This is a genomic window from Natrinema salsiterrestre, assembly GCF_029502005.1.
GTDB lineage: Archaea > Halobacteriota > Halobacteria > Halobacteriales > Natrialbaceae > Natrinema > Natrinema salsiterrestre.
Genome location: NZ_JAMQOT010000011.1, coordinates 96583 through 113433 on the forward strand (window position 1 = coordinate 96583; position 16851 = coordinate 113433).

Here is a 16851-nt window from a genome sequence, read left to right on the forward strand (position 1 = left end):
TCCCCCGATATCCACTAAGGGATTGGTGTTACGGCTTGCTGAGACTCGCCTTCTCGAAGGGAGATTCACCAGTCGGGATGAGCAGCTCCTGTCGGTCTCCGACTCGCTCGGCCAGCTTCCGTTTCAGGTACTGCCTCGCCGTCGACGGCGTGAAGACGCCCTTGTCGAGCATATCGCCAACGACGTCTTTGAGGGCCGCGAACTGTCCCTGTAGGTGGCCGTCGCCGACCGGCTCGCCGTCGTACCAGCGCACCGTCGCGAGCGCGCCGTTCCCGACCGTCTCTCCCTGTTCGACTGTCTCCGAATCGTACTGCAGGCCGAACCACAGCGTCCGGTAGGCGGTCACCTCGAAGGTCGGCGACACCACGAAGAACGCCTCGTGGTGAAGGTAGTCCAGGTGGTCGGCGACGATCTCGTCGAGGGTGAGCCCGGTGGCGCGGAGCTTCGGCTCGACGACCGTCGACGGTCGATCCTCGTCAGCGAGGTAGCCGTCGACGGCTTCTGCCTCGAGGCCATCGGCAAGCTCTGCGAGGAGCTGTTTCGCCCACTTGGAGTCGGTGTCGTCGCCACCGAACGGTGTTTCGGCCGAGATTCGGTGCTTGAGCTTGAGATTCGCAGCGCCCCAATGAGAGTAGTGGAGCGTGTACTGTCCGTCCGTGCGTTCGTACGCAACAAGTGCGCGGTGGCCCATTGAACAATCACCTCACGGGGCGACCGCGACTGGATCGCCCCGCACCCCTCCCGGGGGACGAACAACGCTACTCGTCGATCGGGTCGAGGGAACTGAGGTCCGCGTGGAGGACTTCGCCGTCGCGAACGACGTACCGCTTGGCCAGGACTGGGAAGCGGCACTTGGTGAACCCCGCCGTCTGGATATCGAGTTCTTCGTCAGCTTCGAGGTGGTCGGCGAGTTCTCGCAGGAATTCGTGGGTCACGATGCCACCCTCGTAGTCCGGGAGGCCGTTCTCCCGCGCCTCGTACACCTCGAAATCATCGTACCCCCAGATGGTGAGCTCTCCGTCTTCGGTAACCTCCCAGTCGAGCGTCCCGAAACAGTAGCTCTCACAGAGCTCGCGGACTGCCTGCGGATCCGATACGATCGCGCCGGTCGATGTCGTCGCAGCTTGCAGTGTCGCCATGTCTGGACCTCTCGGGGTCGCCCCCGCACCCCTGTCGGGGGCGATAAACCGACGCGAGAGGTGCCTCCCGAGGCGTGGCCGGCGACGCCAGTTAGGAGTCTGCGTGGGCGTCCGCCCCGGCTCCGTCGCCCGGCCGCGTGAGAAGGCTCACCTCTTCCAGGAGGTCTCTCGCGGTCTCGACTCGCTCTCGATCCGCGTCGTCTAATCGGTCGACGTCGAGTCGGTTGAGATTGCTGAGTATACGATGCATCCGGTGGCCCTGTTTGAACTCTTGCTCCATCGGAAGCGCCTCACCGCTCGCCGGCGCGGAAAGACTCGCCATCGAGACTGGCGTCGGGCTTGCAGGAGCTCGCGACCTTAACCAACGAACCTCGACGATACTCGCAGGCTGTTGGTTAATCGACGGCCAGCACTGGCCCTACTCGAGACTGGGGCCGTAGCGAGCCAAGCCACACACCCGGCACTCCCAGATCGGTTGCCCCGTCCACGCCTCATCCGGGACCGACTCGTGGGTCTTGAACCGATGGTCGGTCGCCCGTCCACAGTTTTGACAGTCGAGTTCCTGAGCCGTCGGTACCGACGACACCTGGCGATCAGCTGCAGCCTCGCCAGTAGATTCGGTCAGCACCATCGCTGGAACCAGCCACACCGCGTCGTCGGCGTCGTCGAGGACAGCGTCGAGACGCGACGCGTCGCGGATGCCGTCCCCACGCTGGTCGTAGAGCCGCGTCGGGGCCTGTTCCTGACGCTCCGACACTTCCTGCCCGTGCCACCCAGTCCGGTCACGGGCGGCACTGAGAAGCCGCTCACCCTCCTCTGACGACACCTGTACCGCGTCGGGAAGTGAGGGCCATTGCTCGACCAGCTGGCACGCCGGCACCTCATCGAGATCGTAGATGAGGGTGTAGTCGTCGACGGCCGGCTCCGCCTTGTTGGCGGTGAGGAGGTTCGCCGCGGCGCCGCCCTTCGCGACAGCGCCGTAGAACGTGGACGACTCGACGACCAGATGGACGATTCCGAGGAGCGTTGCCTCTGTCGACTCGTCCCTGCTGTTTGCTTCATCGTCGAGATGGTTGGTGAGACAGAATCGACATTTCGTCTGTTCAGCCGGGATCGACGCGCTACAGGACCGACACTCTCCGCTGACGGCTGTTGGTTCGTTGGGGTAGCCTCCCGTGCTCGTTGCAACGCGTTGTCGCTGGGGGTCGCTGTCACAGCTCTCGGTGAGCTTCTCGTCCGGAATGTGGGACGCCTCGCCGGTCGGCCGCAGTTCCTCGAAGTCAGAATATCGGTTGTACATCGATTGGCTCGTAGGTTCTGCCGTGATGGTATTTCAACGTCAGGGTGATCGTACTCTCGATTCCTTCTTGATTATACGCGAAGACACAAACATATATGGGAGTAGGGCGAGAACACTGGTGCTAGAGGTGCCCAGCATGTCCGACTCCTCGCGAGATGGGGTCCAGTCGTGGACCGAGTCGATGAGCGCTCGTGAACGTATTCGGGCGGTCGCCGAGACGCTTCGTGAACCCCGTTCAGTTAACTGGATCAGCGAGCAGGCCGACGCCGCTTGGAGCACGACCAACGAGGAACTCCAGGCGCTCGTCGAGCAGGGGCAGCTGCGCCGCGTCGAGGCCGGCGAGACCACGCGCTATCAGCCGGACTTCACGCGACTGCTCTTCGAGGAGATCCGCACGCTCATCGAGGAGAACACGCGCGAGGAGCTGCGGAACGAGTTGGCCGCAATCACCGAGGAGATCGAGGCGTGGCAGGCGACCTACGACGTCGAGACGTGGGAGGATCTCGAACAGTCGCTCGCCGACGGCGACCTTGCAAGTGACGCGCTTCGCGACCGTCGCGACGTCATCGCGTTCTGGCGCGAGAACGAGGAAGATCGCCGACTCATCAAGCACGCACTAGAACTCTACTCCGACGTCGAAGCTGCTCGCAAACAGATGACCGACATGGCCGACCACGCCACAAGCTAATCCCCTCTTCACACAGAATGCTCTTTCTTGCCGGTCGCGATCGATATACACAGCGGACTCTCCTTCGAGACGTCCACGACAGATTGACGAATCAGCCTGGGTGTGGGGACGTGCGCTATCGCCCGTCTCGACGACGGCCTCGGTACGTTATCGCGGATGTCGACCCGACACCGTTCCTGAGTAACTCCTACGACACGGAGACCGCACGACTGGAGATTCGTTTCTGGTACCCCGCCGGCGTCGACCACGAATACTACCGCATCAACTGGGTCGAACCGGACCGGAACCTGATGCTCGGCTTCCACCAGGACGCCGACCATCCGGACCTCGGGCCCTGTCACATCCAACTAAACTACGAAGACACGCCCCTCGACCGGCATAGTGCGACGTTTCTCGATGCGCACCCACTCGCCGCCCTCGATGACCGACTGCAGCAGTTCCCGCCTGCGCTAGATGCGATTCACTGGGAGAATGGGACGCCCTCGCTCCCTACCTGGCCGGTCTAGACAGCGAGCTCATCGAGTGTCTCGTAATGCGTCCGGACAGTCGTTGGCGTGACGTTCCCGGACTCGGCGACGTCACGTTGCGTCACCCACTCCCCTTCTTCTTGCCCCGCTTTGTAGAGGCAGGCGGCCGCGAACCCGGCTGGGTGGACACCCGTCGTGACCCCCAGTTCTTCAGCCTGCTCTGCGAGCGTTCGGGCCCGCTGCCGAATCCAATCCGAACACTCGAGGTCCGAGGCGAGTCGCGGCACGAACATACTGGGCGAGACCGGCTCGGCAGGAAGCCCCAACTCTTCGTTCAACGTTTTGTACGCGTTCGCGACTCGCGACTCCTCCACGCGGGCCGTCTCGCTGACGTCATCCACTAACCGCGAGAGGCCGTTGCACCGGCAGGCCCCGTAGACGCTGGCCGCGGCGATGGCCTCGATGGATCTGCCACGAAGCAGATCCTCGTTCTGGGCGCTCCGGAAGAGCTGACACGCCTGGTCGCGAACCGAATCGGAGAGCTCGAGGGCACTCGTCAACCGACGCACTTCGCCCAGGCCGTGGGCGAGATTCCGTTCCGCTTTCGACCGCCAGCGGCCCCGGGTCTGCTCACGGCGCATCCGTGCGAGTCGCCGTCGCTTCTGCCCCGAGAGTTCGTTCCCCTTCGCGTCGGTGCCGCGACCGATTTCCGTCGACAAGCCGCGATCGTGGCGGGCCGCAGTAAGTGGGGCTCCCGTTCGCTCGCACTCCTCGTCGTCGTACGCACGCCACTCCGGCCCGTGATCGATGCGTTGTTCGTCGATGACCAGGCCACAGCCCTCGCAGACCGTTTCGACCGCTTTTGTTGTGACCTGCCCGTCGCACTCGGGACACTGGTTTGATTCGCTCTCCCTCCGAACCTCTTCGTCGAACGTCGTTTCGTAGACTTCTCTGATAGCCATGGTTCACTCACCGAATTAGGGGATAACTCGTCCTCGCGACGAGCCCCTCACTCATCATGGGGCTAACAAACTCTGCGTTCCGAAGATCGGCACCATCCGATCGGGCCTGTAGTCTGTTGAGGGGATTGGTAGCACGAACGCTTGGCCATCTCATACCGTTCAGAGCCCTAGATGGATCGAACTGACAACAGTGGGCAGTACTGCTGTAGGTCTCATCGAAAGGGACGATCAGTTGAGATGGGGAATCTTAATAACCCAATCGCAATTCATTATTAAGATTAGCTAGAAAAGATGCATATTTCTCAGTTAGTTTAATAATTACGGCGTGGCGAGTCCACGATAGCATGAGTGATCACGAGTCCGGCCACGCCCACGGCGGGTCGCATGACGACCATAGTCACGGACACGGCACGTCCTCCACGAGCAGTCGCAAGCTGGCCGCCGTCTCCGCGATTAATCTCCTCGGGTTCCTCGCCGAACTCGCCGGCGGCCTCCTCTTCGGGTCAGTCGCGCTGCTCAGCGACGCCTTCCACATGCTGTTCGACGCGCTCGCCTACGTGATGGCCTTCGTCGCGACGTATATCGCGGACAACCATGGTGATACAGACCGCTGGTCGTATGGGTTACATCGACTCGAGCCGCTCGCAGCCTTCCTTAACGGGCTGCTGCTCCTCCCGATGGTCGGGTTCATCCTCTGGGAGTCCTACCAGCGATTTCTCGAACCGATCGCGATCGGCACGGGGCCAACGCTCGTCATCGCTACCGGCGGCCTCCTCGTCAATATCGGCTCTGTGTACGTCCTGCAGGGCGATGGGATGAGCCTCAACGAACGCGGGGCGTTCTACCACCTCCTCGGCGATGCCGGCGGCTCGATTGCCGTAATCGTCTCGACACTCGTTATCGAACTGACCGGCCTCCGCATCGCCGACCCGATCACGGCGGCACTGATCGCCGTGCTCGTGACGTGGTCGGCAGGCAAGGTCCTACGAGGAAGTGGTGCGATCTTCCTCCATCGGACACCGCTCGACACCGAGGACGCTCGTCAGCATCTTCGTGCGATCGATGGGGTCGAAGCTGTCGACGATTTCCACGCCTGGCAGATCTGCAGTCAGCTCACCGTCGCGACGACCCATCTCGAAACAGATGACGAGGCGAAGGCCGACGCCGAGACTGTGACCCGGCGTGCACACGAGGAACTCACCCATCACGGCGTCGATCACGCGACCGTAGAGTTGTGCCCCGATTCAAAGAACCGACGCACGCATCTCAACGCGCATTCCCACCAATGACCACCGACACCTCCCCCGCGTTCGCGACCACGGACCGATCGTCCTCGCCCATGTTCGAGATACTGGAGGCGACTCACGACGACGTGGTGGTCATTCGAATGGGGACAGGTAGTGCGGACGGGTACGGTGAATTCTACGAATTGCTCGTCGAGAAGACGGAGAACTATGGTGTAGTGCATGTGTACGAAGAGACGCGAAACTGGACGCTGGCGACGTATCTCTCACACCTCCACGGCATCCTCCCCGACCTTCGAACCGGACCGAAGTTCGACATCGGCAGGTATTCCGCAGTCGGAGATTCCCGCTGGGCCGAACTCCTCTACCGCCAGTGGCGGACAATCGCCCCAGTCTGGCCGGTCGCCCCGGATGAGATGCGCTACTACGAACCGTCTGAACGCGGTCGAGCGCTCGACTGGGTGACGACTGGAAATGCCAATCCTGATGAGAAATAATCTAACAATTGAAACAAATGGCTGTTGACATCGCGATTCACGACGCGTTCGTGCTCACGGTCGACGACAGGAACCGGCTCTACGAACGCGGAACGGTACTCATCGAGGATAATCGCATCACGACTGTGCGTCCGTCTCGGGACGACGATGCGGACATCGCAGCCGGACGTGTCATCGACGGCGACGGCAAGCTCGTGATGCCGGGACTCGTCAACGCACACACGCACCTCGAATTGACGCCGCTGATCGGCGCGTTCAGCGACCTCGATCTGCTGGAGATGATTGGCGGGATGACCGCAATCTTCGGCCACATTGCCGAGGGCGAGTACGACTACCTCACCGAGGCAGGATACGAGCTGGCCGCGCTCAATTTCCTCGCTGGCGGCGTTACCACGGTCAACTCACAGGATGTCCGCCCGAGTGAAGGCGCAGAAACGTTTGGTGAGGCGGGCCTCCGTGGGTTCTTCGGGCCGGCACTCTCCGACCTCTTCTGGGACATCCCCGTCGACGAGCAGTTTGCTCGCGCCCGGGCGTTCATCGACGAGTATCACGACACGTACGACGGTCGCATCCGGGCGACCATCTGCCCCCACGACGACTGGTCGTGTACTCGAGACCTGTGGGAGCGCACCGCCGAACTCGCCGCTGAGTACCCTGACCTGCTCGTTCACACCCACCTGCTCGAACTCGAGGCGAGCAATACGATGGCACGGTCGAACGGAGGCGAGGACTCACTCGACCTGCTTGACGACGTTGGCCTCCTCAACGACCGACTCGTGGCGGCCCATTTCCGCCTCGCCAACAGCGAGGACATCCGCCGGACTGCCGACGCGGACGCGTCGGTCGCGCACTGTCCGTCGATCTTCTGCTACTGGAACACGGACGGCGACGTGCAGTGGACGCCAGTGCCGGAGCTCCGCGCAGCGGGCGTCGACGTGGGCCTGGGAATTGACGACCACTACTGGCACGATTCATACAACATGTTTGGTGAGGCCCGACAGGCCCGGCTCGCGGCCAATCTCAAGCGATCGGCCGGCCAGTACTCCTCGATGGAGCTAGTCCGAATGCTCACCATTGAGGGGGCGGAGGCGCTCGGCGTCGGCGAGGAGATAGGGAGCCTCGAACCCGGCAAGCGAGCCGACGCGATCGTCCTCGACGTCGAGCACCCCAAGTTCACGCCGCTGACTAACATTCCGGCGCACGTCGCCAACAACGCGGCGCCCGCCGACGTGGAGACGGTCATCGTGAACGGAGACGCGGTGATGCTGGACGGCGAGGTGAAGACGATGGACGTCGACGCAGTTTCTGAACGCGTGGAAACCGCGGTCGGACGATTCGAGTCCGAAACGGACTGGGAACTCGGGATTGGCGGAAGCGACCCACCCGGCACGCTGGATACCGTCCGCGATCTGCCAAAGCGCGGCCCTGCACAGCTTCTCGGCCGCCTCGGATTCCAGTCGGTAAAGGACCGATTGCAGTTCTGAAGCGTGCAGTCAGTGGTTACGGTCGTGGCTGCGCGCGCAGCGAAGCGAGCACGGAGCGGAGGGTGGGGTGGCGGGGTCTGGGTCGGTCCGACACACAGCAAAAAAGACGGCTGCTCCAACTGGCTACTCTTCCCACCACCGGCCGCGCTCCGGGAACTCGATCCTGCTCCAGCCCGTGATGGCGAGACTGCACCGTCCCTGGTACCAATTTTTCTTGACTGCTCTGAACCTGACTGTCTGCCCTTCTCGAACCACCGTCTTGCCGCTCTTCTCCCAAATCGTGAATTTCGTACGTCCGCTTTCGTCTTCGATGAGTCCGACTTGGGCGATGGCTGGGGAACTGGGATTCCAGAGTTCGATTATCTCACCTTCGACCGTCACCTCACCGACCGGGACGTCCGGCACGTCCGCGACGGGCACGATCGCCCCCGGCGCCGCCTTCAGTTCCTCGAGCGTCTCCAGCACCGCCTTCGTGACGTCCCGACCGCGCAGCACCTTCTCGGCCAGCTGCTTCGCGACGACCGCTCTCGACCAGCCGCCCTGCACTTCGTCGCTGATCCGCATCGCCTGCTCGTTGACCGCCGCGAGTTCGTCTTGCGTCAGCTTCTCCCGGGGATCCGTGCGCTCCGCCGGCGCCGGCTCGTCACGACCACACTGCTCGCTGACGACTTCTCGCGTGCGCTGCTCGCGACCGTCCTGCGTTCCCAGCTCGGCCTGGGCACTGATGCGCTCCAGTTCGGCTTCCCGCGCCCGAATGCGCTCCTCCTGTTCGAGGGTGACACCGTGAATCTGGTCCTCGCTCGTGTCTGCGATCCCGTCCGGGTGGTTCGCATCCACCTTCGCCTGCGTCTCCTGCTCGACCGCCGCCTCGAACTCCGGCGTCTCGTCGACGACCGGGAAGCCGTCTTCATCGACCGCCTGACCGCCCGCTTTCTCGAATGCCTGTTCATCGACCGAAACGACCTTTCCGCTAGCGTTGTTACTATACATTGGAATCACACCTGATTCCGAAGGCGCTCACGCGCCGACTCCGCGATGCTACCACATCGCGGTTTTCCGATGACAACGACCGACAGAACCATCTGCGCGCTCTCGCTCGCGCCTTCGCGAGCGCCCTACCGGGCGCGAGCGAGAGCGCGCCTGCATGAGGTGGCCCCAACCAGCACCGCGCGCCGACCCGCCCGGAGCGAGCGGCCAGCGGAGTAAGCGTGGGGGGTGAGCAGCCACGCCGCGCAACCCCTCGCGCTTACCCGCTGGCGTCGAGACCAGATTCATTTTAGCCCGGAACGGGCGCGGGCGGTGCGGAGAGCGCCCGCACGCCCGGAATGGTCGGTCGCGAGCGACGCGGAGGGCGGCAGCGGCGAGCGGGGCGGGCCGCTACGTACACACCTGTTCAGCTGGTTGCGTCGCTCGGTGAGCCATCTACCGTCCTGGTGGACTCAGAAAGGGCGAGGCCGTCTCGGCCGTCCCCCGACCCCGCAAGCACCGCAGGCACGAGGCGCGCAGCGGCGGTCGCGGGACGTCGAGCGGCCGAGGGCTTTCGAGTGTTTTCTCTCCTACCGAATCAGACCTGAATCTCGTCAGCTGTCACCGGCGATCAGGTCCTCGATGAACCGGAACCCGTTCACGTACGTCACCGAGTCCCCGTACCCTTCACTCGCGAGCACGGTTTCGGCCCCCTCGCCGGCCGCGATATCCGTCGTGCAGATGTACACCTCGGTCGCCGACCCCAAACTGAGATGCTGGGCAGCGAGGGCGGCGAGGGCGGGGTCGGCACGTTCAACCTCGTCGGCAGGGCGGTCGTCGGCGTTCGCGATGTACCGCTGGACGCCGTCCATCACCCGCGAGACGACAGGCTCGGAGAACTCCAGCGGCGCCGCAACCGTCGCCCACCCCTCGTCGATTGCGGCGTCGACGGGCGGGTTTTCGACATCCGGATCGTCGACGGTCAGCTCCTCGTACACCCGTTCGGGCAGGACGAAGGTGATGTCGTTTCCGCGAGCGAACCGCCGAACAGCCTTGTACCGGCTGTTCGACGGCTGTCCCATCGCGACGAACAGGCCGGTGTCGGCGATGTGGAGCCGGCTCACGCGTCGTCAGCCGCGTCGCCGTCGTCGATATCCAACTCGTCGAGTCCTGCCCCTGCCTCCTCGATGTCGTAGTGTTCGTGGACGACGGGCCGGAGCGCCTGGAGGATCATCTCCGCAGCTAGCGGCGAGATGTCCAGATCCTCGGCCATCAGGCGGTGAGTCACCTCGCCGCGCTCGCGGGCGACGGCGTAGGTGAGCGCGGTCGCGAGGCCGGCGACGCCGTGGCGGTCGATGTAGGTGTCGATGTCGGCGTCCGTCTCGCGGCGGCCGACGGCGTCGATGAGCGCCGGCGTGATGGTGTACTCGCGGTCACCAGCAGCCGTCGTCACTGTCAGGTCGATCTCCTGGGCGGCGTACCGTCGCGGCTGCTCGTCGTCGGTGACGTCGACGACGCCGGCGTCGACGAGCCGGTTGACGTAGCTGTAGGCCGTTCCCTGTGCGAGCTCGAGGTCCTCCATCACGTCCTGGACGGTCGCTTCCCCCTCCCGAGCGAGGTACGCGTACAGCTGGGCGAGCTGTGGCTCCTCGAGGAGGTCCGCGACCGAGAGGAAGTCTTGGACGATGTCGCCGTCGGCGTGGTTTGAGGTGCGTGACACGATCCGTTCTAGATTACAGTTTACAGCGAACCAGTAAAGAGTGTTGGGGTCACTCTGCCGGCGTCGCGACGAGATGCTCTTCGAGGTCGCGCGTCCAGTACGTCGCGAGTCCGCCCGGACTACAGCGGGCGCACAGCTGTATCGGGCCTTCCAGGTGCCCCAGTTCGACCCGGAACCGGGTGAGTGCCGCGAGCGTGTCGACGACCAGCCCACAGCCGTCACAGGCGACGTGATCGCGCTCGTCGGGATCTGGCTCCGTCTGAATCGCGCAGTCGACACAGATCGGGTGGGTGACCCGCTCGTCCTGCCCCCAGGTGTGGGCCTCGCCAGTCTCGGTATCGGGCGGCGCGTCGCAGAACGCACAGCGGACGAGGGTCTGCTGCATCACTCGCCCTCCGCGTCGGCGTCGCGGCCGGCCGTCCAGCCACGGTGGAAGACGGCCAGCTGCGTCGATGAGTCGAACGCGGTACCGCTCGGCTCGTGAACCAGAACTTGGTCCTCGGGAACCAGCGTGACGACGTCCGCGTCGACGAGGTCGCTGACCAGGCGTTGGGCCGTCGTGTCGTCGACGTCCGCCGTGTCGACGCTGGTGGCGTCGCGGTCCTGGGCGAGCAGTTCTTTCTCGAACTGTTCGTAGTCGCGACTCGTGTCGTCGTGAGGATCGGGACCAGGCATGGTGAGTCAGGCAGCGCACGCTGTCGCGCGCTGCACGCCTCCCGGCGCCGACAAACAAGCCGTGACGTGTAGATTCAGTACCTCTTGCTCACCCGCATCTGTCAGGATACTGAGAAAACTGAATAGTCGCGCGAAATTCGCTACTTGTGCCAGTGCGAAGCCGTCACCGGTACAGTAGCTACTCGATATACTGTGATTCCCACGCTCGTCGGTCCTTGATAGCTTCTTCGCCGTCTTCCGTGATTGTGTAATAGTTTGTTCGCCTATCGAGCTGCCCTTTTTCGACGAGGCCCTTGTTGACGACGGTATCGAGATTCGGATACAGCCGGCCGTGATTGATCTCGTCACTGTAGTACTGCTCGATCTCTTCTTTCACGTCCTGACCAGACGGTTGGTTAGCACCAGCGATCACGTATAGCAGGTCTCGTTGGAACCCTGTGAGATCATCCATGTTGTGGCAATTCAATTGTTCTAATGTTTGTTATCAGATCCGTATATGGCTGTATGTCAACGCTAGAGGCCATCTCTTTACAAGTTTCCTAGAGGGACTCACAGAGTGTCCAGCCTGTATGTTTGTCTATATGTTATATATCGGTCTCTCATGTGGACTCCTAACTTCCGAATGTATATCCAAGAACTCATAGCACCTCCAACAGGGAATACAATTAAGCAGTATCGTATAGCATTACATATGCGGATGAAGTGATACATGTATCTGGCCGATGACCCTCGTCCCCCGCTCCCCGAGTGGATCATTGAGACGTACGCTGTCCTTTCTGCTGAGATATCGAACTCGAACACCGAAGACAGCAACCAGCAGGCCCCGTCAATCGATCGATATCGGGCGATCGATATCCTTTGCACAACTGACCAACTGACACTCGAGTCAGCGGATGCAGAGCATGCAATCACACGGCTCCTCGAGCGCGGGTATTTTTACGAAGTCGGCGCTGAACTCCGCGTGACTCTCCCATCTGCGGAGTGAAGATGTTGCTCCGTCACTTGGGTCCGGAGAGGAAGCCGCTCACGTACTGGTCTTCCCACTTGCGACGGGCTTCGAGTTCACGGTGGCCGCGGGCCGTGATCGTATAGTAGTTCGTTCGGCGGTCGAGTTCACCTTTCTCGACGAGGCCTTTGTTGACGATCTCGTCGAGGTTTGGGTAGAGCCGCCCGTGGTGTATCTCCTTCTCATAGTACTTCTCGAGTTCGTCTTTAATCGCGAGACCATGTGGCTCGTCCTGATCGGCGATCGCGTACAAGAGGTCACGCTGAAACGCAGTGAGATCGTACATATATGAATGTGTGTATATTGGCTGATGAAGGTTCTGGGATCATCCTTTGGATCTGTTGGTTCGTATCTGTTGCCCTTCTGCAGAACTGCAAAAGAGGACATAAACTCGGGAGAGACAGGGATCTACCACCGACGAGCGGCTACGCTACAGACGGTGACTTAATCCCCACCATTGCGGTGCTCAGAATCGAGCCGAGCATACGCGTCTGTAGTGGCGCGTAGTTCAGTGAGTGACCTGTTGAGCGCCAGTGGCTCGGGAAGTTGTTCGTCGATCTTTCTTAGCGTCTGTTCGGCCTCAAGGAGTGCCTCATGCAGATCGTCGACGGGAATCTGACCGCCATCCTCGGCGCCACGTTCTGGGTGATGCCTCTGATCACCGTACACCGGGTCAAGAACCAGATCGTCGACACCGAGAGCTCGGTCGAACTCAGGGACGTCCTGAGGATCAGGATCATCTGGCGTCATCGGTCGAGCACCTCGACGTCAGGATTCGCACCGGCTGGACCAGCGACTGCTTTCGCACGCTCGCGTTCGCGGCGCTCTCGCTGGGTCTGCCGTTCGAGGGCGTCTGCCCGACGACAGTGGTCGATTCTCTCATCTTCGACGTCATCGATCGTAAAACGCTTACCACGGTGGTCGATCTGTTCGAGCATCAGGATGAAGCCTCCTGAGCCGCGTCTCGAGCGTCCGCCTGCAGGTGGTCGTATTGGACCGCACAGCTGTCCGAGCAGAACCGGCCAGCGTATCCTGCCTGACCGCGAGTGAGTGCTGACCAGTTCGGCATTCGGCATGCGTTGCGGTTGGTCATCTGGCGATACCTCGCTTCTGGAATTGAGTCGTCTCCGCGTCTGGCGACGCTGTGGCTATATCAGTTACTCGCATGGGATTCTGCGGCAGGCTTCAGGCGAGCCCCCGCACCCCTCTTGGGGACGATAAACCATCTCAAGCGAACTGCCAGTTCAACTCATAGTTTATCTGTAGATAGTCGCACTGTTTCTTTATTTAGAAGGATTCCTGAAACCGAACCAGGGCGATTCAGTAACTACAGTTGCTCACTGAACGGGTAGACACGACTGATGTGCTGTCCGTTTAAATCCATTAAGTCAAATACGTGATAACTGTTAGCGATGCCAGCTACAAAGGAAATCTCCCTGCTAATGCGTTAGTTGGTGTCATGCCCTTTCGTGGATTGAACCAGACCGTTTTCGAGGCGATAGAGTGAGTTATACGATGATGTACTATCGAAAACCGGTCCTTGTGCTCGCAATAATTACAACGCTGATGGCCAGCGCAGTCGTCCCGGTTACAGCCCATGAAAGTCAAAATGTCGAAGGTTACGATATTACCTTCGGCGGAGCAGAAGAGCCCGTAATCACCGGCGAACGGATGTGGCTACAATTCGAGATTGTCGATAACCAGACGGGAGAGCCGGTTGCAAACCAATCCGAAAATCTAATCGTATCCGTCCAGACCGAAGGAAGCAATAAAACGGCTCTCGAATTGAGTGAGAAGCACGGTGATCCCGGCGTGTATGAGGCGCCAGTGATCTTTACGGAACCTGGAAACTATACCGTCCACCTCGAGGGCAGTCTCGAAAATACCGAGGTCCATACCCACTTCGAAAAGGAAGTTCACGATCACACTGAGCTCGAATATCCCGGCGACAAATCTCAGACCTCAGACGACGGTACCGGATCCTCAACCGAGGATACACAGACCGAGGAAGCCGGTTTCGGCTCCTTGAGCGTTGCCATCGCTGCAATGGGAACCATGGCGGCTATCGGTGCATTCCTCTTGCGTCGGCAACGGTAATCCGCCTTATCAGCATTTCCTTCGCCTGTACTTATCGCGAGTTTCCTGACCAACTCTGAATAAAGAAATCGGATTGCCAACTACTGTTATCGATTGTCCCATCTGGGCCGGTGGTGATCCCAGTTTGGATTTCGAGATCAACACATCTGAGATGTTTGCAGCCACCGGCAGGCTGGCGTTGTTCACAATCCGGGCAGGTACACGTCTCTGCCTCGGCATCGACCATATAGGTGTTCCCGCTCTCGCTGACAACCTTGTAGATGGAACCCACTCTGGCGAACCGGATGTCCATCTCTTCGCTCAATGCACGCCGGGTTCGCGGATCCTCAATCGAGTAGCCACGGCCTCGAGCGGAGTCGGTGGGTCTGGTGTCGCACAGTGGTCGATGAACTCGCTACGACGATTTCGTTCTTGACCGCAGTTCCGGCAGTGCCAGTACCGCGTGCGGTACTCACAACCATCGGTGAGGTCGATCTCGTACGGTGTTGGCTCCGTGCCTGGCAGCCACTCGTCGATGGCGACGAGTTCGTGCCCGTTCAGTCGAGCAATGTCGCCGGAATAGCGTCGCTCTCAGTTACTGGTATCGTTGCAGTCATGGTGGTGGTCCTGGTGTTGCTCGCGAGGGATCGGTCGATCTGTACTCATAGATACTCTCGAGGCACACATCGTCGCGCCTCACCCATCAGGCGCAAAAAACGGCTTCGAGAGCGGGTTGTCGGTGGAGGAGAGTAGTTTCTGACTGGAACGAGCGATCTCCGTTCCTTCAGATTCTTTCCTCGAGCAAGATCAGGTCCAGACGGCAAGTCCTTCGTCGAGGACTCGAGTAGGGGACACCCAGACGATGACGATCGACGCGCCGGAAGCGGCGGGTTTCGAATCGGTGACACATTCCATCTAGAATTGGCGGCTATCGTTCGCCGCCTACCAGGACGATCGCTGGCGTATCGAACTCGCAGAAGAGTAGCTATCCGATCTCGGCGGGATTTGGATGGGTCAGTGGGACGGTTCCGACACACTTGGAATCGGAGCAGGGTTGATATAGGACAAGACGAACATATTCACTGTCGCGTTCCCACCGCGCGACACGATCCAATCAGCACCCAACCCTACTGATCTAGTTTCCATGCCGCCAGGCGGCCATCCCCTTGTGCCTATCCGGGCGGCATTTTGAGGTCTTTCGAGGCGATCAAACGCCGAGCGATAGCTATCCCATCTCGAGTGCGTCGACGGCCTCGGCGGGCTCGATGTCGTGATCGACGAGGCGGCTCGCTGCGAGCTGCCATGCGTGTTTCGCGAGCTCGGGATTAGCTTGATCGTAGTGGACGCTAAACTCGGTCAGTGCGACGGCGATCAGGAGGTCTTTCTGTGGATCAGTGAAAGGCATCGCCGGCGTTAGCCGCGGCTTTGTACAAAAACTCACGTATCACAGAAACGCCGACAGGGGATGTCAGCGTTAGAGCCCCCATCCCCTTTGTGAGTGCCTCTGAGGGTGGGTCCGAGATCGGTGTGCTTGACAAGTTGGCTATTGACTTGACGTCGGAACATGATCCGATCCCGGAAGGCGAGGTACTGATGTCACGGAATGGACTGGTTGTGGGTAAACGACCTAGTCCTCTCCCCTCGCCATCATCATTTCGAGTCCGTTCTTTAATAACTATACTGTCTATATAAGTTGGTATCAATGATGTTACCGGCGGGTGAGCGGAGGAGAAGTCCGTTTATTCGCTGGCTGATCCGTCGCTGTCGTCCTCGCCCAGATACCGTTCTTCCTAGGCGGCGTCGGTAACCGGCCAGCCTTCCCGTAGATACTCTCTGGAGTGTTCAATGCTGACGTGCTTGAGGAGCGCGGCTGCGCCACCGGCCGTAAAGTCGCAGTCGTCAGGCGATGGATACTTGTGGATCCGAATGATAGAATGGCTGCCAGAGTCAGTCATCCTCCAAAGTTCGTCGCAGGCCTGCTTGAGCTCCTGGAACTACTCAGACGTCTCACCGATCTCAGGGCGGCCCTTACGGTCCCGTAGAATCGGACGTGAAACTGACACGTCCAATTCGATCTCTACAGATGTGAACTGAGCATACCCGTGAAAAATAGAGGTTCGTCTGGATGGAATTGAGTGGAGTTCTACGCTGAGGCCATCTCTCGACAGGAATCGGCGCACTCACGAAGCACGTCGGCACAGACCTGACAGTGTTCATCGTCATGCTGTTCACACTCGTCTGCGCACTCCTCACAGGCATCGGCACACGTCTCTGCGAGATCGCTGCTGTAACTGGAATTACGCGCCATAAAGCGGGCGTGCATCGTTGTGAGATCGGCGACATCCCGACAGAGGCGAAGACACTTGGCCATTTCTTCTCCCTCTTCGGCGCACTCGTCGGCGCACCACTCACACGCTTGGGCGGCTTCGAAACAGTTGTCGATGCACTCTGCCATCTGGTCGTTCTCGTCTACGTGGTCAATTTGAGTTACTACCATCACCATCCGTATTCGGTTAAGAGCTGAAACCGCGTGACGGAACGCCAATCGGGGAGATTATTTCTGAAGGTTGAGTGGGGAAGGGTGAATGAAACTCTCCCCAGATGCGATCAGCACTCTGTTGACTTCG

Annotated in this window: 22 protein-coding genes and 1 pseudogene; 6 read left to right on the forward strand and 17 right to left on the reverse strand. The window is 60.7% G+C overall.

All coding sequences use genetic code 11. The features are described from left to right. Positions 1-28 precede the first annotated feature (28 nt). The 4 genes from NDI89_RS21105 to NDI89_RS21120 form a co-directional block, all read right to left on the reverse strand. Positions 29-691: a DUF6735 family protein gene (locus NDI89_RS21105; protein WP_277524597.1), complete on the reverse strand. Its 663-nt coding sequence runs from the start codon at positions 689-691 to the stop codon at positions 29-31. Positions 692-758: 67 nt separating this feature from the next. Continuing rightward, complete coding sequence (locus NDI89_RS21110) at positions 759-1139, reverse strand: hypothetical protein (protein ID WP_277524599.1); 381 nt, start codon at positions 1137-1139, stop codon at positions 759-761. A gap of 91 nt (positions 1140-1230) precedes the next feature. Beyond that, the gene (locus tag NDI89_RS21115) at positions 1231-1419 is read right to left on the reverse strand and encodes a DUF8012 family protein (RefSeq protein WP_277524638.1); all 189 of its coding nucleotides are present in this window, start codon (positions 1417-1419) and stop codon (positions 1231-1233) included. A 138-nt stretch (positions 1420-1557) separates the two neighbouring features. After that, the gene (locus tag NDI89_RS21120) at positions 1558-2439 is read right to left on the reverse strand and encodes a biosurfactant protein 1 (RefSeq protein ID WP_277524601.1); all 882 of its coding nucleotides are present in this window, start codon (positions 2437-2439) and stop codon (positions 1558-1560) included. Positions 2440-2575: 136 nt separating this feature from the next. On the opposite strand from NDI89_RS21120, the gene NDI89_RS21125 reads away from it, so the two are divergent. Beyond that, positions 2576-3127 carry a DUF7342 family protein gene (locus NDI89_RS21125; protein ID WP_307729476.1) on the forward strand — a complete coding sequence of 184 codons (552 nt, stop codon included), beginning with the start codon at positions 2576-2578 and terminating at the stop codon, positions 3125-3127. A 17-nt stretch (positions 3128-3144) separates the two neighbouring features. Then, complete coding sequence (locus tag NDI89_RS21130) at positions 3145-3633, forward strand: hypothetical protein (RefSeq protein ID WP_307729477.1); 489 nt, start codon at positions 3145-3147, stop codon at positions 3631-3633. Here the strand turns inward: NDI89_RS21130 and NDI89_RS21135 are convergent. Beyond that, positions 3630-4556 (reverse strand): transcription initiation factor IIB, encoded by a 927-nt coding sequence (locus NDI89_RS21135; RefSeq protein WP_277524606.1) that lies wholly within the window; start codon positions 4554-4556, stop codon positions 3630-3632. The two genes, NDI89_RS21130 and NDI89_RS21135, sit on opposite strands and share 4 nt — an antisense overlap. Positions 4557-4900: 344 nt before the next feature. Between NDI89_RS21135 and NDI89_RS21140 the strand changes: the two genes are divergently transcribed. From NDI89_RS21140 to NDI89_RS21150, 3 genes are read left to right on the forward strand one after another with little or no spacing between them, the layout of a single operon-like run. Next, positions 4901-5845 (forward strand): cation diffusion facilitator family transporter, encoded by a 945-nt coding sequence (locus tag NDI89_RS21140; RefSeq protein ID WP_277524608.1) that lies wholly within the window; start codon positions 4901-4903, stop codon positions 5843-5845. Next, on the forward strand, positions 5842-6297 hold the full coding sequence (locus NDI89_RS21145) for a SpoIIAA family protein (RefSeq protein WP_277524610.1): 456 nt from the start codon (positions 5842-5844) through the stop codon (positions 6295-6297). The genes NDI89_RS21140 and NDI89_RS21145 overlap by 4 nt, the downstream gene beginning before the upstream one ends. A 17-nt stretch (positions 6298-6314) precedes the next feature. After that, positions 6315-7781, forward strand: coding sequence for an amidohydrolase family protein (locus NDI89_RS21150; protein WP_277524611.1), 1467 nt, complete (start codon positions 6315-6317; stop codon positions 7779-7781). Positions 7782-7904: 123 nt separating this feature from the next. On the opposite strand, the gene NDI89_RS21155 is transcribed toward NDI89_RS21150, so the two are convergent. From NDI89_RS21155 to NDI89_RS21200, 9 genes are all read right to left on the reverse strand, one after another. Then, positions 7905-8771, reverse strand: a complete 867-nt coding sequence (locus NDI89_RS21155) for a DNA-binding protein (RefSeq protein WP_277524612.1) — start codon at positions 8769-8771, stop codon at positions 7905-7907. A gap of 590 nt (positions 8772-9361) precedes the next feature. Next, positions 9362-9871 (reverse strand): PIN domain-containing protein, encoded by a 510-nt coding sequence (locus NDI89_RS21160; protein ID WP_277524613.1) that lies wholly within the window; start codon positions 9869-9871, stop codon positions 9362-9364. After that, positions 9868-10467 carry a DUF7437 domain-containing protein gene (locus NDI89_RS21165; protein ID WP_277524614.1) on the reverse strand — a complete coding sequence of 200 codons (600 nt, stop codon included), beginning with the start codon at positions 10465-10467 and terminating at the stop codon, positions 9868-9870. The genes NDI89_RS21160 and NDI89_RS21165 overlap by 4 nt, the downstream gene beginning before the upstream one ends. 49 nt (positions 10468-10516) lie before the next feature. After that, positions 10517-10852, reverse strand: a complete 336-nt coding sequence (locus NDI89_RS21170; RefSeq protein WP_277524615.1) for a DUF7558 family protein — start codon at positions 10850-10852, stop codon at positions 10517-10519. After that, on the reverse strand, positions 10852-11142 hold the full coding sequence (locus tag NDI89_RS21175; RefSeq protein ID WP_277524616.1) for a DUF8069 family protein: 291 nt from the start codon (positions 11140-11142) through the stop codon (positions 10852-10854). Before NDI89_RS21175 ends, NDI89_RS21170 begins: the two co-directional genes overlap by 1 nt. 178 nt (positions 11143-11320) lie before the next feature. Further along, on the reverse strand, positions 11321-11593 hold the full coding sequence (locus NDI89_RS21180) for a PadR family transcriptional regulator (protein WP_226778737.1): 273 nt from the start codon (positions 11591-11593) through the stop codon (positions 11321-11323). Between the two features lie 547 nt (positions 11594-12140). After that, positions 12141-12434: a PadR family transcriptional regulator gene (locus NDI89_RS21190; protein WP_277524623.1), complete on the reverse strand. Its 294-nt coding sequence runs from the start codon at positions 12432-12434 to the stop codon at positions 12141-12143. Positions 12435-12592: 158 nt separating this feature from the next. Next, positions 12593-12898, reverse strand: coding sequence for a hypothetical protein (locus NDI89_RS21195; protein WP_277524625.1), 306 nt, complete (start codon positions 12896-12898; stop codon positions 12593-12595). After that, positions 12895-13086 (reverse strand): hypothetical protein, encoded by a 192-nt coding sequence (locus tag NDI89_RS21200; RefSeq protein WP_277524627.1) that lies wholly within the window; start codon positions 13084-13086, stop codon positions 12895-12897. Before NDI89_RS21200 ends, NDI89_RS21195 begins: the two co-directional genes overlap by 4 nt. Positions 13087-13663: 577 nt before the next feature. On the opposite strand from NDI89_RS21200, the gene NDI89_RS21205 reads away from it, so the two are divergent. Then, entirely contained in the window at positions 13664-14245 is a 582-nt protein-coding gene (locus NDI89_RS21205; protein WP_307729478.1) for a FixH family protein, read from the forward strand. Between the two features lie 31 nt (positions 14246-14276). On the opposite strand, the pseudogene NDI89_RS21210 reads toward NDI89_RS21205, so the two are convergent. The 3 genes and pseudogenes from NDI89_RS21210 to NDI89_RS21220 all read right to left on the reverse strand — a co-directional run bounded on the left by NDI89_RS21210 (position 14277) and on the right by NDI89_RS21220 (position 16721). Beyond that, positions 14277-14890: pseudogene (locus NDI89_RS21210) on the reverse strand (hypothetical protein). A 559-nt stretch (positions 14891-15449) separates the two neighbouring features. Beyond that, the gene (locus NDI89_RS21215; protein ID WP_277524629.1) at positions 15450-15629 is read right to left on the reverse strand and encodes a hypothetical protein; all 180 of its coding nucleotides are present in this window, start codon (positions 15627-15629) and stop codon (positions 15450-15452) included. Positions 15630-16367: 738 nt separating this feature from the next. Then, the gene (locus NDI89_RS21220; RefSeq protein WP_277524632.1) at positions 16368-16721 is read right to left on the reverse strand and encodes a four-helix bundle copper-binding protein; all 354 of its coding nucleotides are present in this window, start codon (positions 16719-16721) and stop codon (positions 16368-16370) included. Positions 16722-16851 lie beyond the last annotated feature (130 nt).

Coding starts and splice junctions, on each gene's coding strand:
- NDI89_RS21155 (WP_277524612.1), bottom strand. CDS start 8,771: ATGTATAGTAACAACGCTAGCGGAAAGGTCGTTTCGGTCGATGAACAG.
- NDI89_RS21115 (WP_277524638.1), bottom strand. CDS start 1,419: ATGGAGCAAGAGTTCAAACAGGGCCACCGGATGCATCGTATACTCAGC.
- NDI89_RS21200 (WP_277524627.1), bottom strand. CDS start 13,086: ATGCTCGAACAGATCGACCACCGTGGTAAGCGTTTTACGATCGATGAC.
- NDI89_RS21125 (WP_307729476.1), top strand. CDS start 2,576: ATGTCCGACTCCTCGCGAGATGGGGTCCAGTCGTGGACCGAGTCGATG.
- NDI89_RS21195 (WP_277524625.1), bottom strand. CDS start 12,898: ATGACGCCAGATGATCCTGATCCTCAGGACGTCCCTGAGTTCGACCGA.
- NDI89_RS21105 (WP_277524597.1), bottom strand. CDS start 691: ATGGGCCACCGCGCACTTGTTGCGTACGAACGCACGGACGGACAGTAC.
- NDI89_RS21215 (WP_277524629.1), bottom strand. CDS start 15,629: ATGCCTTTCACTGATCCACAGAAAGACCTCCTGATCGCCGTCGCACTG.
- NDI89_RS21190 (WP_277524623.1), bottom strand. CDS start 12,434: ATGTACGATCTCACTGCGTTTCAGCGTGACCTCTTGTACGCGATCGCC.
- NDI89_RS21145 (WP_277524610.1), top strand. CDS start 5,842: ATGACCACCGACACCTCCCCCGCGTTCGCGACCACGGACCGATCGTCC.
- NDI89_RS21205 (WP_307729478.1), top strand. CDS start 13,664: ATGATGTACTATCGAAAACCGGTCCTTGTGCTCGCAATAATTACAACG.
- NDI89_RS21150 (WP_277524611.1), top strand. CDS start 6,315: ATGGCTGTTGACATCGCGATTCACGACGCGTTCGTGCTCACGGTCGAC.
- NDI89_RS21170 (WP_277524615.1), bottom strand. CDS start 10,852: ATGCAGCAGACCCTCGTCCGCTGTGCGTTCTGCGACGCGCCGCCCGAT.
- NDI89_RS21220 (WP_277524632.1), bottom strand. CDS start 16,721: ATGGTAGTAACTCAAATTGACCACGTAGACGAGAACGACCAGATGGCA.
- NDI89_RS21135 (WP_277524606.1), bottom strand. CDS start 4,556: ATGGCTATCAGAGAAGTCTACGAAACGACGTTCGACGAAGAGGTTCGG.
- NDI89_RS21120 (WP_277524601.1), bottom strand. CDS start 2,439: ATGTACAACCGATATTCTGACTTCGAGGAACTGCGGCCGACCGGCGAG.
- NDI89_RS21140 (WP_277524608.1), top strand. CDS start 4,901: ATGAGTGATCACGAGTCCGGCCACGCCCACGGCGGGTCGCATGACGAC.
- NDI89_RS21175 (WP_277524616.1), bottom strand. CDS start 11,142: ATGCCTGGTCCCGATCCTCACGACGACACGAGTCGCGACTACGAACAG.
- NDI89_RS21130 (WP_307729477.1), top strand. CDS start 3,145: ATGCTCTTTCTTGCCGGTCGCGATCGATATACACAGCGGACTCTCCTT.
- NDI89_RS21180 (WP_226778737.1), bottom strand. CDS start 11,593: ATGGATGATCTCACAGGGTTCCAACGAGACCTGCTATACGTGATCGCT.
- NDI89_RS21110 (WP_277524599.1), bottom strand. CDS start 1,139: ATGGCGACACTGCAAGCTGCGACGACATCGACCGGCGCGATCGTATCG.